The following is a 14641-nucleotide window of genomic DNA, read 5'->3' as shown; positions in this document are numbered from 1 at the left end:
GGAGGCGTTCCCAGACGACAAGGCCCCCGCCGGCATCGCCGGCGGGGGCCTTGTCGTCTATCGGAGCCGATTCGCGGCGCGTCAGTCGACGACCCGCGTCACGACCTCCAATCCCCCGGTCAGTGCCAGGCGCAGCTCGGCGCCGCGGGACAGCTCGCCCACGCCGGCCGGGGTGCCTGTCAGCACCACGTCGCCCGGTTCCAAGGTGAAGTGGCGGCTCATCTCGGCCACCAGTTCCGGCACGGGGAACAGCATATCGGCACCGTGGCCGTGCTGGCGCTCCTCGCCGTCCACCGCCAGGGTGAAGGCCAGGGCGCTCCAGTTGGGCACCGCGCCCAGCGGCAGGAAGGCCGACAGCGGGCAGGCGCCGTCGAAGCCCTTGGCCACCTCCCAGGGATGCCCCTTCGCCTTCAGCCTGCCCTGCACGTCGCGCAGGGTCAGATCCAGCGCGAGACCGATGCCGACGATGGCCCGCTCGGCCTCGGCGGCGTCGGCGGCGTCGGCGTCCTTCAGCGTCTCCCCCACCAGCAGCGCCAGCTCGGTCTCGAAGTGCACCTCGCCGCGGGCGAAGGGCGCGTCGATGGTCTCCTCTAGGCTCACGGCACTGGAGGCCGGCTTGATGAACAGCAGCGGCGCCTCGGGCACCGGGTTGTCGAGCTCCCGGGCATGCTCGGCATAGTTGCGGCCGACGCAGACGATCTTGCCCAGCGGCTGCGGGAAGGCCCGACCATCGGTGAAACGGGGAACGAAACGCATGACGATGCGACTCCTGGCTGACGGAACGGAAACGGCTAAGCCCTCAGTCTACGCGCGCCAGCCAGTCGTCGTCAGGCCAAGACCTTGCTCGCGGCTCGTCGGGCGACGGTCAGGGCGTCCAGTCCTCGTCGGGGTCGTGGGCCAGGAAACGCGGACGACGCTTGCCGGCGGCGAAGGGCTCGACGCAGCGATTGTCGCGGCGGTTGTAGACGAAGAAGGCGTTGCTGCGCGGGTCCGGCGACATGTTGGCGTTGGAACCGTGCAGGGTGTTGCAGTCGAACAGCAGCAGCCCGCCGGCCGCGCCGGTGGGCGCCTCGATGCCGTGGCGGTCGATCAGCCGCCGTAGCGCCTCGCGGCCCGGCACGCCGATCTCCTGAGTCTTCAGCGACTGCTTGTGATTGTCCTCCGGCGTCTCGCCGAGGCAGGGAACGAACACCCGGTGGGAGCCCGGCACCAGCATCAGCGGGCCGTTGAAGGCGTGATTGTCGGTCAGCACGATGGAGGCGCTCACCGCATGCATGGCCGGCATACCGTCCTCGGCGTGCCAGGTCTCGAAGTCGGAGTGCCAGTTGAAGCCCTGGCCCTCGAAGCCCGGCTTGTAGTTGATGCGCGACTGGTGCACGTAGGGCTCGCCGCCGAGGATCTGCCGGGCGCGGTCGGTCAGGCGCGGGTCATGGGCCAGGCGGCCGAAGCGCTGCGACAGGAAGTGCACGGCGAACAGCGAGCGGATCTCGTTGCCTCGGGGCTCGGTGATGCTGAAATCGCGCCCGCGGTAGGCATCGTGGTCGAGCAGCCGCTGGAGCTCCCGGCGCAGCTCGTCGAGCTCGTCGCCCGCGAGGAAGTCGGGCTCGAACAGAAAGCCCTGGCGTTCGAACGCATCGAGCTGCGCCGCGGACAGCGGACCCTGCCGGTCGCGCCCCTTCACCACCGGCTCCTGGCGATTCAGCCAGGGCAGATCGAGAGGCTCGGCAAGGCGGGTGGGATAGGGATCCTCGCCGGGCAGCGGCGCGCTGCGCACTCGGCTCTGGGGATCCGGGGAATCGACGATCTCGAACCGGGTCGTCTGTTCCATCGGTCGGTCGGACGATGTCTGCACTGACATCCACTACCTCCTTTGCAGTCGGAATGGGTTCAGATTCGATCTCGCTACCGACGGCGATTGGCCGCACGGCGGGGCCATATGAGGCCCGCGATGGGGATGTGGCGATGCTTCACGACTTTTCAAGGCCCGGATGCCCGGGCGCCAGCGATCGAATGCCCGACAGACCGCGAGCCCGGCCGGGGGCCGGGCTCGCAGCAGATAGGTGAAACATCGCGTTGGGACGTGGGCGAATCGCCTATTCGGCGCTCGCCAGCAGGCTGGCGTTGCCGCCGGCGGCGGTGGTGTCGATGCACAGGTGGCGCTCCACCACGTAGCGCGCCGGGGCGATGGTCTCGGTCTCCAGCGGCACGATGGGACCATCGCGCTCGGAGAGCGCGAGGCGCAGCGCCCGGGTCCAGTCGCCGCCCCCGGCGGCGGCCACGGCCACGATGCCGTCGAGGGCGGTGAGCGTCTCGGCGGCCACGGTGCCGTCGAGGGTGGCGACCGGCGCCCCGGCCGCGCTCAGTGAACGCACCTCGCCGTCCGCGCCGGGGGCGACGATCAGCGCCGGACAGCCCGCGCCCAGCGCCTGCGCCGCCTGGGCGATGGCGATCTCGAGGGTCGGCCCCAGGCACAGCACCGGTCCCTTGGGATACTGCGCCAGCCGGTTGCTCTCCCCCGTCGGCCCCGGCAGTGTCTGCGGGGTCATGTCCAGAGCCGCGGTCTCGGCGAGCGCCTTGCGGACCACCCCGCGGCGCCCGGAAAGCGCCTTGCGCAGCACCTCGACCCGGTCGGGTCGCGCCGCCCAGTTGCGCGCATCCAGGCCGTCGAGCGCCGCCTGGAGCGCGTCGAGAGACACGGCCTCGCCCCGGGGCGCGTCATGCTGCTCGACGGCGGCGGTGCGCCGGAAGCGCGGCACGTAGAGCGGGCCGCCGGCCTTGGGGCCGGTGCCCGACAGCCCCTCGCCGCCGAAGGGCTGCGAGCCGACGATGGCGCCGATCTGGTTGCGGTTGACGTAGATGTTGCCGACATGGATCCGCTCGACGACCTGCTGCACGCGGTCGTCGATGCGGGTGTGCAGGCCGAAGGTCAGCCCGTAGCCCTTGGCATTGATCGCATCGACCACCTTGTCGATGTCGCGCGCCTGGAAGGTGGCCACGTGCAGCACCGGGCCGAAGATCTCGCGCTCCAGATCCTCGATGCCGCCGACCTCGACCACCGCCGGGGTGACGAAGGTGCCGCCGTCGGGGGCGGGCAGTGTCTTGAGCACCTTGCCGGCTTTTTCCTGCGTCGCCACATAGCCGGCAATGTCGGCCTGGGCCTCGGCGTCGATCACCGGGGAGACGTCGGTGTCGGTATTCCAGGGATCGCCGATCACCAGGGCATCCATGGCGCCGTCGAGCATCGTCAGCAGCCGCTCGCGCGCCTCCTCCTGCACGTACAGCATGCGCAGCGCCGAGCAGCGCTGGCCGGCCGACTGGAAGGACGAGATCAGGATATCGCGCACCGCCTGCTCGGTCAGCGCGCTCGAATCGACGATCATGGCGTTGAGCCCGCCGGTCTCGGCGATCAGCGTCGCCTCCGGGCCGGCGTTCTTCGCCAAGGCCTTGTGGATGAGCTGTGCCACCTCGGTCGAGCCGGTGAAGCAGACCCCGGCGATGCGCGGGTCGCTGGTCAGTGGCCCGCCCACCGTGGGGCCGTCGCCGGGCAGCAGCTGCAGCGCCGCTTCCGGCAGCCCGGCCTCTCGCATGAGCTCGACGGCGCGGGCGGCGATCAGCGGCGTCTGCTCGGCGGGCTTGGCGAGCACCGCGTTGCCCGCCGACAGCGCCGCGGCGATCTGGCCGGTGAAGATGGCCAGCGGGAAGTTCCAGGGGCTGATGCAGACGAAGACGCCACGCGCCTCGCCCGGCTCCTCGGCCACCAGCCGCTCGCTCTCGACGGCGTAGTAGCGCAGGAAGTCCACCGCTTCGCGCACCTCGGCGATGCCGTCGAGGATCATCTTGCCGGCCTCGCGGGTGGCGATCACCGTCAGCTCGGCCATGTGTTCCTCGTAGAGGTCGGCGGTGCGGCGCAGCACCGCGGCACGCTCGGCCACCGGCCGGGCCGACCACTCGCGGTAGCCGTCTTCGGCGGCGTCCAGCGCCGCCGCCACTTCCTCGGGGGTCGCCTCATACACCTGGCCGACCACTCGCGTCCCGTCGGCCGGCGACAGCGCCTCCCGCGCAGTGCCCCGGGGCGCGGGGCCGCCGACCAGCATCGGCGCCGCGGTCCAGGTGGCGTCGGCGAACGCCTCGCGGGCCGACAGCAGCGGCAGGATCGAGGCCGGCTCGTTGATCCGGTAGCCGCGGGAGTTCTTGCGCTCGGGGGCGAACAGCTCGCCGGGCCGACGGATCGACGGATTGGCGATGGCATCGCCCAGGCGCTCGAAGCCGGCCACCGGGTCCTTCGCCACCTCGCTGGCGGGGATAGAGGTGTCCACCACCTGATTGACGAAGGAGGAGTTGGCGCCGTTCTCCAGCAGGCGGCGCACCAGGTAGGCCAGCAGGTCGCGGTGGGCGCCGACCGGGGCGTAGATGCGACAGTGGGTGCCCTCCGACTGCTTGACGATGTGGTGCAGCGACTCACCCATGCCGTGCAGGCGCTGGAACTCGTAGCTGTCCTTGTCGTCGCCGGCCATGGCGACCACGGCGGCGCAGGTGTGGGCGTTGTGGGTGGCGAACTGCGGATAGATGCGGTCGCGCCGCTCGAGCAGCATGCGCGCGCAGGCCATGTAGCTGACGTCGGTGTTGACCTTGCGGGTGAACACCGGGAAGGTCTCGACGCCCATCTCCTGGGCCAGTTTGATCTCGGTGTCCCAGTAGGCGCCCTTCACCAGCCGCACCATGATCTTGCGGTCGTGGCGCTCGGCCATGTCGTAGAGCGCCTCGATCACCGGCGCGGCGCGCCGCCCGTAGGCCTGCACCACGATGCCGAAGCCGTCCCAGCCGGCCAGCTCGGGGTCCGCCAGCAGCGCCTCGATGACGTCCAGCGACAGGTCCAGCCGGTCCTGCTCCTCGGCGTCGATGTTGAAGCCGATGTTGGCCTTGGCGGCCTGCCGGACCAGCTCCCGGGCGCGCGGCACCAGGTCGCGCATCACCGTCTCGCGATGGCTGGTCTCGTAGCGCGGGTGCAGCGCCGAAAGCTTCACCGAGATGCCGGGGCTGCCGCGCACGTCGCCCTTGGCCTGCTTGGCGATGGCGGCGATCGCCTGGGCATAGGCCTCGTGATAGCGCAGCGCGTCGTCGTCGGTGCGCGCCGCCTCGCCCAGCATGTCGTAAGAGTAGGTGTAGCCCTGCTTCTCGAGTTCGCGGGCGTTTTTCATGCCCTCCTCGATGGTCTGGCCGAGCACGAACTGGCGGCCGAGGATCTTCATCGACCGGCCCACCGCCGTGCGCACCACCGGCTCGCCCATCCGCCGCACCAGCCCGCGCAGCGCGCGCACCGGGCCCTTGGGATCCTTTTCCAGCACGTTGCCGGTCAGCATCAGCGCCCAGGTCGAGGCGTTGACCATCGACGAGGACGACTTGCCCAGGTGGGCCCCCCAGTCGGACGGCTCGATCTTGTCGTGAATGAGGTCATCGATGGTCTCGGCGTCGGGCACCCGCAGCAGCGCCTCGGCTAGACACATCAGGCCGACGCCCTCGGCGGTGGAGAGGCCGTATTCGGCCAGGAACGCCTCCATCATGCTGGGCGAGGTCTCCTTGCGCACCCGTGACACGTAGTTGGCCCCGGCCTCGGCCACCTGGCGGCGCTGCTCCGCCGAGAGCTCGATGCGCTCCACCAGCCCGCGCAGCACCTCCGCCTCGTCGACGTCGTAGTGGGCACGTATGCGCGCGCGCGGCTCGCTCACGGTATCGTGTGGATGACGGTTGGCTTCGTTCATGGTCGATCTCCCTGGCGACGCGACACGCATCGCCGATGTTACGGCTCGGATGGCGTCGTCATTGTCGAAAGTCACTCATCTAGCGTAGGCGCCCGAGCGCGAATTGCGCTCGAACACCCATGTCTCCCGGCAAGTGTATCAACGCGATGCGAGATCGCGGCAGCGCGTTCAGGCCAGCGACGGCCGGTAGGCACACCGGTGCGATGCACACGCTCTCCGGACATCCCGATCCCCTCGACCGTGGCCGCCCCGCCTTGAGGATGAACAGCGCCCTAAAACATCCGTACTTCCTGATATGAGAATCAATGCGAACGGGCATCATTACCTTGCTTACTTGAGTTCCCCGCTTGGTAAGCCTTTCAAGACCCGCCCAGTCCCGGCGGGTCTCTTTTATGGCTCATCGTCATCTCGCTGCAAGAAGGCGAGGCCAGAATACGAAGCCTCACGAGGCATGCTCGTGATCAGGCAGAGCAGGCATCACACCAGATGCGAGGTTGGCCCGCCCCTTCCGGGGCGGGCTTTTTTGCGTCTGGCGTCGGTTGCGCACTGCGGCTCCCGGCAGGCGATATCGCCGCATCGAGGCCTCGAGATGGACCGGCCACGACGCTGTTGAAGGCTCTCCAATAGACGTTAGCGCGCGACAGGAGCAGAGTAGGTCAGAGAAGATCGAATGCACCGACAAGGGAGATGTGGTGTCGTGACACAACCGGCCTGGTGGGAAGAGGTCCTGAGCCTCTCGCATTCCGCCTATCTGCATATTTCGCGCGAGCAGCGCATCCTTGACGCCTTGGGCGATACCCAGACGCTGGTCGGCAGGGAGCCGTCGGCGCTGATCGGCATGGCACTGAGCGAGCTCAGGGACATCCGCGCCCAGCTCGGCGGCGCCGTGGCCGAGAGCCTGGCACGGAGCGAGATCCGCCCCGGCGAGACCTGGGGCTTCGAGGACGGCGCCGGCAGCTACTACGGCCTCGCCGACGGCAGCTTCGTGATCAAGCTGACCGCGGCGCTGAAGGTCGACCAGGGCATCGTCGGCCGGCTCGCCGATCAGCTGCCGATCCTGGTGGCCTACGTCGACCAGGACCTGCGCTTCCGCCTCAACAACCAGGCCTACATGGACTTCATCGGCATCGACCGTGAGGCGCTGTACGGCCAGCCGGTCGCCTCGGTGATGGAGCCCGCCTCCTTCGAGCGAGTTCAACCGCGCCTGCAGCGGGCCCTGGCGGGCGAGGAGGTCACCTACGAGGACCGGATCACCCTCGCGGACGGCCGCACCTGCTACTTCAAGGTGCACTACACCCCCGACTTCCTGGACGGCGAGGTGGTCGGCTTATATGCCATCATCCAGGACATCTCCGAATACCGCGCCATGATCCAGCTGCTGCGCGACGTGCACAGCGGCGTGAACCGCACCGACATCGACAGCGACGAGATCATCGACCAGCTGCTGCGCGATGCGCTCGCCTACCTGTCGCTGGATATCGGCCTGGTCAGCCGCATCATCGACGAGCAGTACATCATCAAGTGGGCCACCTCGGAGGTCGCCGACCTCTCACCGGACGACACCTTCGCGCTGGGCGACACCTACTGCCGGCTGATGCTGGACGCCGAAGGCGTGTTCCACACCACCGAGGCCGGCAAGGATCCGCGCATCAGCGGCCATCCCTGCTACCAGACGTTCGGCCTGGAGAGCTATATCGGCACCCCGCTGCGCCTCAACGGCGAGGTCTGGGGCACGCTCAACTTCTCCAGCGCCCAGCCGCGCCAGGAACCCTTCGACCAGATGGAGATCGAGCTGGTGCGGCTGATCGCCGATGCGGTGGAGCGCGTGATCACCAACGAGGCCGAGATCGAGCAGGTGCGACAGGAGCTCGACCGCATGGCCGACAAGGCGCTGCGCGACTACCTGACCGGCCTGCCCAATCGCGCCTACCTGGACCAGCAAGTCGCAGCGCTGATCCATGCCCACGACACCCGCGACGAGCCCTTCTCACTGGCCGTGCTCGACATCGATCACTTCAAGCGGGTCAACGACCAGCACGGCCACGATACCGGCGACGCCGTGCTCCAGTGGCTGAGCGGCCGGGTGTCCGAATGCCTGCGCGAGGGCGACATGGTGGCGCGCACCGGTGGCGAGGAATTCGTGGTAGTGATGCGCGGCACGCGCGCCTCGGAAGCGGCCTCGGCCATGGAGCGGGTACGCGAGCACGTGAGCGCCGGCAGCGTCACGCTCGAGGACGGCCTGCGTCTCGCCGTCACCGTCAGCGGCGGCGTCAGCGAGCACATCGCGGGCGAGTCTTTCTCGAACCTGTTCAAGCGCGCCGACACCGCCCTGTATACCGCCAAGCGCAGCGGGCGCGACCGGGTCAGCAGCCTCTAGGGCCGCCGGCCCGATCAAGACGGGCATCGGCGAGCCGATAGGCCCAGCCTAACGGGGTCATACAGATGCTTGGATGGGCAGCACCGGGCCGCGGCGATATAGTTATCACACTTACTGAGTTCCCTGTCCTGTAAGTCCCTTATTGCCCGTCTGCCCCGACGGGCTTTTTTATGGCTACAGAAAACAAGCCAATGCGGGCGGATGATGGCCTACCGCTCTTCGGGGCTTGTGCTAGATTTTCTTAGGAATAGAGAGTCCTCATGGAGATCAGGGATGATCGCTCCCACCTTGCTGCTGTTCGTCGCCGTCCTGCTGCCGTTGTCTGCCCACGCCGATATCCATAAGTGTCAGATCGGCAACGACACGCTGTACCAGGAAGACGCGTGCCCGGGCGTTCAGGTGCCCATGACCCGCGGCAACGCCATGATCTATCAGTCGCCGGATCTTCGTGCGCTGCGACGGGTCTTGCCACCCCCGCCGCAGCCTCGGCCCCAGGCAAATCGATCCACCTCGTCTGCGGGCTATCGGTCCAGCGTGACGGAGCGCAACGATCGCGTGCGCGCCCAGGCCCGCGGCGAGCTGATTCCCGGCATGACCAAGGGGCAGGTCTACGCCATGCTTGGCGAGCCAGACTACGGCAGCGATTTTGTGAACTCGGACGGCGAAAAATGCCACAACTGGGTGTGGATAAACCCGAGGTTCCTGGACAAGCGGCGCTATCGGGCGATCATCTGCAACGGCCTGGTCACCGGGAGATAACCCCGGGGTGATCTACTTCATCGGGCGTGAAGAACGACGGCCAAATCCTGGTGCTGCAACGAATTCTCGGTCATCACTCGATGACCATGCCCGATGCCCACGTCGTACCCGACCATCTTGAGGAGGCGGCCAAAATGAATCCAGTCGCCGGACCTCGGTTATAGAGACAGAAGCAAAGAGTTAGCTGAAACTGTGCCAAATCAAGCAATTGGGATACATCTTTTTTCGCGAGTGCGATAAATTGCGTGAGCCGTCTTTCGCTTCCCTGCTTGAGACGGCACTTTTGCCTCCCTCGGGGGGCTTTTTTCACCTCGTCACGAATGGACGCTATGGGACAGAAAGGAGGGTGGAAACAAAGTGGACACGCACAAAAAAACCGCCAGCTGGCGGTTTGGATGTCGCTCGCAAGAAGATGCTTGCAAAGCGCTTTAAATGGTACTGGCACCAGGAATCGGGCCGGGACCTACCGATGACAAGATTCTATCAATGCCGGTCGCTCCGGCTCACACCATGCAATATCAATGCGTTAGAACGCCATCTCCGCTCAATCGCGCAGGGTGCGACATCCTACCGTAGACACGATGTGGACACCAGCGCTACCGCTTTCCGGGGCTTGTGCTAGATTTTCTTAGGTCTATAGAGTCTGCTTGGAGATCAGGGATGATCGCTCCCGCCTTGCTGCTGTTCGTCGCTGCCCTGCTGCCCTTTTCTGCCAGTGCCCAAGTCTATAAGTGCGAGGTTGGAGGCGATATCCGATACCAGGATCGCCCATGTGCAGGGGCAGGAGCTTCAGGACCTGGCCAGATGCCCGACCTCGGTAATCTCTCGACAATGGGTGGTGATGGCAGACGCCCACCGCCAGATGTCTCAGCCATTATCATGGAGCAGCTTGCTAACCCGCTTCAACCCCACCTTGAGGCTAGGGCTTATGCTGGTGGCTATCTTGTAGAAGGGATGTCGAGGCGCAAGGCTATAGCCATACTTGGGGAACCAAATACTCGGCGAATGATTTCCGATTTAGATGGAAAAAGCTGTGAGTTGCTTTTTTGGCAAAACCCGAATAACGATGGGTTTTCTCACAGAGCGACCTCTTGCAATGACATAATAAAAGACTATCTAAGAAGATAAAACTCCATTTACTATAAAAACGCCAAGCAGAGAGTTAAAAACTTATGCTCGGCGTCTTTTCCCATGCAGGCCAGGGACTATGAAAACACGATCTCCTCCCATTTTTTCCGAAGACCAGTATGATCTTGACTCCCCTCGTTGCTAGCATATTCTTCAACAATCTCTTCCACATCACCATCATCTAGAACGATGACATAGCCTCTCTGATCATTCACAGTATCAATGCACCGCTGAACCATTCTTTTCTTATCTTTGAGAGACCGACAGACTAAAATCCCCACCCACCCCCTGCTAGGTGAAAACCTTCCAGAAATCTGATCTATCTCAGGGTTTCCTATTTCCTTACCATAATTCTTACACTCCACAAAAATCATAGGGCAAGTGTAGTGCCTCGAGAGCCAAGAAAAGAATCCAGCTTTCGCTTCATTAGAGTATGTGATATCAACAATTTTTCGCCCCCCGTGTGTTTTATGCTGCTTACGGGGATTACATAAAGACGGATAAAATATGGCCGTGAATATCTTCTCTATCAAACCTTCATATTCATGAGCGTGCTGATTCCCTGGGGGGAGTGATTTAAGGGAGGCAATCAAGGGTTTTATGTCAGGAACATCTCTACCCTCAACCTCTGCGAGCTGCTCTTGACTTAGCGGACTAGAGGGGGAGTTAGCTTTTTGCTCCCTATATTCATCTAGCACGTGGGGCCTAGCTACAGTTTGCTGTGCAACGGCAAGTTTATCCTTGCCATACTTCTCCATGAGCTTTTTTTTAGTAACATTCAGGCGGCCATCCTTTAGGACATCCACCAGAGGTGATCGCATCCTAATGTGTTCATCTTGCATATGCGGCAATATATAATGCCGGTAATATTGCGCAGAGTCATAAACTAGACGATGACGAACTACAATCTTGGGAACAAGAATCACTTTACCAAATTCAGTAACAGGTAGCGCAACATAGGCTTGTTCCCAGCCTCCCTTTTGAGGATTCCATATTGGTCCTGATGCCACATTTGGAGTCAAAGTCACTCCATAGTAGCTGCACATATCTTGGGTATATTTAATAAACGCCCCCCTCAAGATATTACAAACAGCATCAGAGATCATGTCCGATCCAACACCAGGAATCAAAAGGGCAGTATCTTCTAAATCCCTAAGAAGCCCGGTAACTGAGGCTTTGCTTTGAGTCAGAGCAGTCCATACACTTTCAGCTGAACCTTCTCCAAACCCATGCCCCATAGACTTCCCTGATGAGTACCCAAGATGAAACTCGTTACTCTCATTCAGAGAGGCCAGCAACCGTCTAGCCTCATCGTTATTTCCGGACCTTATACAAGAAAGGACCTTGTCAAAAAAGGTCTGCAAGAGTGAAGCCAGCTCATTCCCCCAAGACGACTGCAGCTGCTTAATAGCAACCGGCTCTACGAAAACGCTTAAATCTGTATCCAGCGGAACATCCACAAAATCCAGATACGCCTGACTTCTATAGAGTCCGAAATACTCAGAAAATCTCATCAAACCTCCAGCCTCATGCGCAAATCACTTTACTTCAATGCTTTTTTATTATGATCCACAACCATTCTTTCCAACCTAAGACCAGAAACCTCACAGGCCATATTTATAATCCTATCTCTTTTCCTCCTTTCCGGCCGCTCATGTGTTTTGTCGTCAAGCTCTAGGGCACAAAAGACCTTGAGATCATCCCTGCTACATAAAACATAATCAAAGTGCCATTGCGAAAGCTGCCTGAAAAGCGACATATACTCTTTGCTTTTTGCGTGATACTTCGATGTGTTCGGCTGAATGATATCTACAACACGAACTTGGCAGAAAATGTGATACTTATCACCATAGGCTTTTTGGAGCACCTTGAAAACGTCACGTTCGGTAGGAGTCATCAGGTGGGTGCGGGCGATATAGGCATCACCTCGACCCATCAGCTCTTCTGAATAATTCCGGTCGCTTTTCTCTCGCTTTTCTGCAAGGTCGGCAGCCGGCTCTTGGGGGCTTTTCCATGCATCAGCCTTCGTTTTTCGCTCGTGATCCTTGTACTGCGCGTAAACGAACTGTGCGGTGGAAGAGATGGCCTTGGGGTCGGCTTTGCCGCGCCTTCTACCGCGTTTGCGCTTGTTTCCCGAGCCTAATAGCTTTCCGATACTGGAGCGATAGAAGATGATTTTGAGGATGGTGAGGGCTGCCATGAACAGCACCCCATAGATGGTGAACGTCACGACGGTGTTTGTGAGCTCCTGCATGGCCTGTTCCATAGCCCGCCCCTCCGTGGTTTATCGTCGTTGTCCACAGCCAGGTGATGACACGCTCGACGCGGGCACTCTTCCCATCGGCCTTGTCGGGCATCAAGACTGAAGATAATTTAGCCGTCACCGGATGCTCTGACAACGTGGCGCGGTCGAACGGGCACACATCGGCGCCGCCACAGCGGCTTCACAGGCGCCGTCACGGCCTTCTCGGCGCCATGATGCGGCTCAGGCTGCCGGACGTCACACGGCTGCAAGAATCCGCGGATAGGATGGGTCCTATCACGAGGTGACACGTGATATGGATCTGGATTTGGGAAATTCCGAGATTCCGGCTCGCCGTCTGGCGGGCCGTTTTTTTGCCTGGAGAAAGGATATCCACACCCGCCGCCGGCGAGGGGACTGGGGATAGTTGCACGACGTATCGTGCGGACACAAAAAAACCGCCTTCGAGGGGCGGTTCTAATGTCGCTAACACAGTGATAGCAAATGGTGCCGGCACCAGGAGTCGAACCCGGGACCTACTGATTACAAGTCAGTTGCTCTACCAACTGAGCTATGCCGGCAACGGCGCTTGCAACCACTGCAGGAGGAACGTGCCCTCCTGAGCGAGAAAAACCGTGAACCTTCGTTCACGGCTTCTCGAAAACTTATGTTGGCGTGGCTGGGGTAGCAGGATTCGAACCTGCGCATGCCGATACCAAAAACCGGTGCCTTACCGCTTGGCTATACCCCAACGTGGTGGCCAGAGACGGAATCGAACCGCCGACACGGGGATTTTCAATCCCCTGCTCTACCGACTGAGCTATCTGGCCCTCGCCAACGGTGCGTATTAAACCGTAATGGCCCGCTGTCGTCAACTCTTTTCGATTCAAAAAGTTGGAAGACGACCGCAGGCCCCGTCGCGCCTACTTTTCGGGCGGTACGTAACCTTCCGCCTGGTCGGTCTGCTCGTTGTCGAGGAAGCGCTCCAGCTGCTCCATCAGGTACTCGCGCGCCGAGGGCTCGAGCATGTTGAGGTGCTTCTCGTTGATCAGGCGGGTCTGCAGGGCCTGCCACTCCTCCCAGGCCTGCTTGGAGACGGTGGCCTGGATCTCCTGGCCCTTCTTGCCGGGCAGCGGCGGGAACGGCAGGGCCTCGAGTTGTTGCTGGTACTTGCGGCAGAAGACGGTCTGGCTCATCGGTCATGGCTCCTGGGATGAGGAAGAATGGGGCGCGTCCTGGACGCTCAGGGTGAAGGGGCGCAGCGCGTCCAGCAAGCCTTTCACCGGCGCGGCCAGGCCGATGCTGTCCGGCGCGGCGGGATCGAACCAGCGCCGCGTCTCGCCCACGCCGTCGAGGCGACTCACCCGCGCCGGCTGCGGAGTGATCTCGAGGCGGAAATGGCTGAACACGTGGGTGAAGGCCTCCCAGGGCGCCTCCAGGCTCGCACCGGGCGCGTGGTGGTCGAGCCAGGCGCGCAACTCCAGCGAGGTGTCGAACTGCGGCAGGCTCCACAGCCCGCCCCACAGGCCGCTGGAGGGGCGCTGCTCGAGCAGCACCCGCCCGGCCTCATCCTGCAGCAGCAGCATGGTAGTGGTGCGGGTGGGAATGGCCTTCTTCGGCTTGGACTCCGGGAAGCGCTTCTGCTCGCCGCGGGCCCGGGCCACGCAGACATCATTGAAGGGGCAGCGCTCGCAGTCGGGCTGGCCGCGCCGGCACAGGGTGGCGCCGAGGTCCATCATCGCCTGGGTGAAGTCGACCACCCGGCGCTCGGGCGTGTAGTGCTCGGCGAGGCCCCACAGCTCGCGCTCCACCGCCGGGCGCCCCGGCCAGCCCTCCACGGCGTGAAGCCGCGTGAGCACGCGCTTGACGTTGCCATCGAGGATCACCGCCCGCTGGCCGGTGCTCTGGGCGATCACCGCCCCGGCGGTGGAACGGCCGATGCCGGGTAGCGCGGCCATGGCGTCGAGGCTGTGCACGGGGAAGTCGCCGCCGTGTTCTTCGACCACTACCCGGGCGGCCTTGTGCAGGTTGCGGCCGCGGGCGTAGTAGCCGAGCCCGGTCCATAGGTGCAGCACCTCGTCCTGCTCGGCGACCGCCAGCGAACGCACGTCGGGGAAGCGTTCCATGAAGCGCTCGAAGTAGGGAATCACGGTGGCGACCTGGGTCTGCTGCAGCATGATCTCCGAGACCCACACCCGGTACGGCGTGCGGTCATGCTGCCAGGGCAGGTCGTGGCGGCCGTGCACATCGAACCACTCGAGCAGGCGCTGTTGGAAGGTGTCGGGAGCCAGGATAGCGGGGGACGTCTCCGTCATGGATATTTTCTCGGCACGAAAAAAAGCGCCGACGGTAAGTCGGCGCAGTGACTGGCTATTG

At 63.1% G+C, this 14641-nt stretch carries 9 protein-coding genes and 3 tRNA genes; 2 read left to right on the top strand and 10 right to left on the bottom strand.

Annotation, left to right across the window (positions count from 1 at the left end; genetic code table 11):
• Nucleotides 1-81 precede the first annotated feature (81 nt).
• The 3 genes from MYL53_RS07590 to putA form a co-directional block, all read right to left on the bottom strand.
• Nucleotides 82-756: a fumarylacetoacetate hydrolase family protein gene (locus tag MYL53_RS07590; RefSeq protein ID WP_247853026.1), complete on the bottom strand. Its 675-nt coding sequence runs from the start codon at nucleotides 754-756 to the stop codon at nucleotides 82-84.
• Nucleotides 757-865: 109 nt separating this feature from the next.
• Nucleotides 866-1858 (bottom strand): ectoine hydroxylase, encoded by a 993-nt coding sequence (gene thpD, locus MYL53_RS07585; protein ID WP_247853025.1) that lies wholly within the window; start codon nucleotides 1856-1858, stop codon nucleotides 866-868.
• Nucleotides 1859-2093: 235 nt separating this feature from the next.
• Nucleotides 2094-5759, bottom strand: a complete 3666-nt coding sequence (putA, locus tag MYL53_RS07580; protein WP_247853024.1) for a bifunctional proline dehydrogenase/L-glutamate gamma-semialdehyde dehydrogenase PutA — start codon at nucleotides 5757-5759, stop codon at nucleotides 2094-2096.
• A 697-nt stretch (nucleotides 5760-6456) separates the two neighbouring features.
• On the opposite strand from putA, the gene MYL53_RS07575 reads away from it, so the two are divergent.
• Nucleotides 6457-8136, top strand: coding sequence for a sensor domain-containing diguanylate cyclase (locus MYL53_RS07575; protein WP_247853023.1), 1680 nt, complete (start codon nucleotides 6457-6459; stop codon nucleotides 8134-8136).
• 273 nt (nucleotides 8137-8409) lie between these two features.
• On the top strand, nucleotides 8410-8895 hold the full coding sequence (locus MYL53_RS07570; RefSeq protein ID WP_247853022.1) for a hypothetical protein: 486 nt from the start codon (nucleotides 8410-8412) through the stop codon (nucleotides 8893-8895).
• Between the two features lie 1205 nt (nucleotides 8896-10100).
• Here MYL53_RS07570 and MYL53_RS07565 read toward each other — a convergent pair.
• The 7 genes from MYL53_RS07565 to mutY all read right to left on the bottom strand — a co-directional run bounded on the left by MYL53_RS07565 (nucleotide 10101) and on the right by mutY (nucleotide 14580).
• Nucleotides 10101-11537, bottom strand: coding sequence for a hypothetical protein (locus MYL53_RS07565; RefSeq protein ID WP_247853021.1), 1437 nt, complete (start codon nucleotides 11535-11537; stop codon nucleotides 10101-10103).
• Nucleotides 11538-11566: 29 nt separating this feature from the next.
• Complete coding sequence (locus tag MYL53_RS07560) at nucleotides 11567-12289, bottom strand: DUF2726 domain-containing protein (protein WP_247853020.1); 723 nt, start codon at nucleotides 12287-12289, stop codon at nucleotides 11567-11569.
• A 481-nt stretch (nucleotides 12290-12770) separates the two neighbouring features.
• Nucleotides 12771-12846: transfer RNA gene (locus tag MYL53_RS07555), tRNA-Thr, on the bottom strand.
• 95 nt (nucleotides 12847-12941) lie between these two features.
• Nucleotides 12942-13016, bottom strand: a tRNA-Gln gene (locus MYL53_RS07550).
• 3 nt (nucleotides 13017-13019) lie between these two features.
• Nucleotides 13020-13095, bottom strand: a tRNA-Phe gene (locus tag MYL53_RS07545).
• Between the two features lie 93 nt (nucleotides 13096-13188).
• A complete protein-coding gene (locus MYL53_RS07540) occupies nucleotides 13189-13461 on the bottom strand; it encodes an oxidative damage protection protein (RefSeq protein ID WP_247853019.1) in 273 nt (90 codons plus the stop codon).
• Nucleotides 13462-13464: 3 nt separating this feature from the next.
• A complete protein-coding gene (gene mutY / locus MYL53_RS07535; protein WP_247853018.1) occupies nucleotides 13465-14580 on the bottom strand; it encodes an A/G-specific adenine glycosylase in 1116 nt (371 codons plus the stop codon).
• Between the last annotated feature and the right edge of the window lie 61 nt (nucleotides 14581-14641).

The sequence above is a fragment of the Halomonas getboli genome, assembly GCF_023094245.1.
Lineage (GTDB): Bacteria > Pseudomonadota > Gammaproteobacteria > Pseudomonadales > Halomonadaceae > Halomonas > Halomonas getboli.
This window is presented reverse-complemented; position numbering and strand designations above follow the sequence as displayed.

Coding starts and splice junctions, on each gene's coding strand:
- MYL53_RS07590 (WP_247853026.1), bottom strand. CDS start 756: ATGCGTTTCGTTCCCCGTTTCACCGATGGTCGGGCCTTCCCGCAGCCG.
- thpD (WP_247853025.1), bottom strand. CDS start 1,858: ATGTCAGTGCAGACATCGTCCGACCGACCGATGGAACAGACGACCCGG.
- putA (WP_247853024.1), bottom strand. CDS start 5,759: ATGAACGAAGCCAACCGTCATCCACACGATACCGTGAGCGAGCCGCGC.
- MYL53_RS07570 (WP_247853022.1), top strand. CDS start 8,410: ATGATCGCTCCCACCTTGCTGCTGTTCGTCGCCGTCCTGCTGCCGTTG.
- MYL53_RS07565 (WP_247853021.1), bottom strand. CDS start 11,537: ATGAGATTTTCTGAGTATTTCGGACTCTATAGAAGTCAGGCGTATCTG.
- MYL53_RS07560 (WP_247853020.1), bottom strand. CDS start 12,289: ATGGAACAGGCCATGCAGGAGCTCACAAACACCGTCGTGACGTTCACC.
- MYL53_RS07540 (WP_247853019.1), bottom strand. CDS start 13,461: ATGAGCCAGACCGTCTTCTGCCGCAAGTACCAGCAACAACTCGAGGCC.
- mutY (WP_247853018.1), bottom strand. CDS start 14,580: ATGACGGAGACGTCCCCCGCTATCCTGGCTCCCGACACCTTCCAACAG.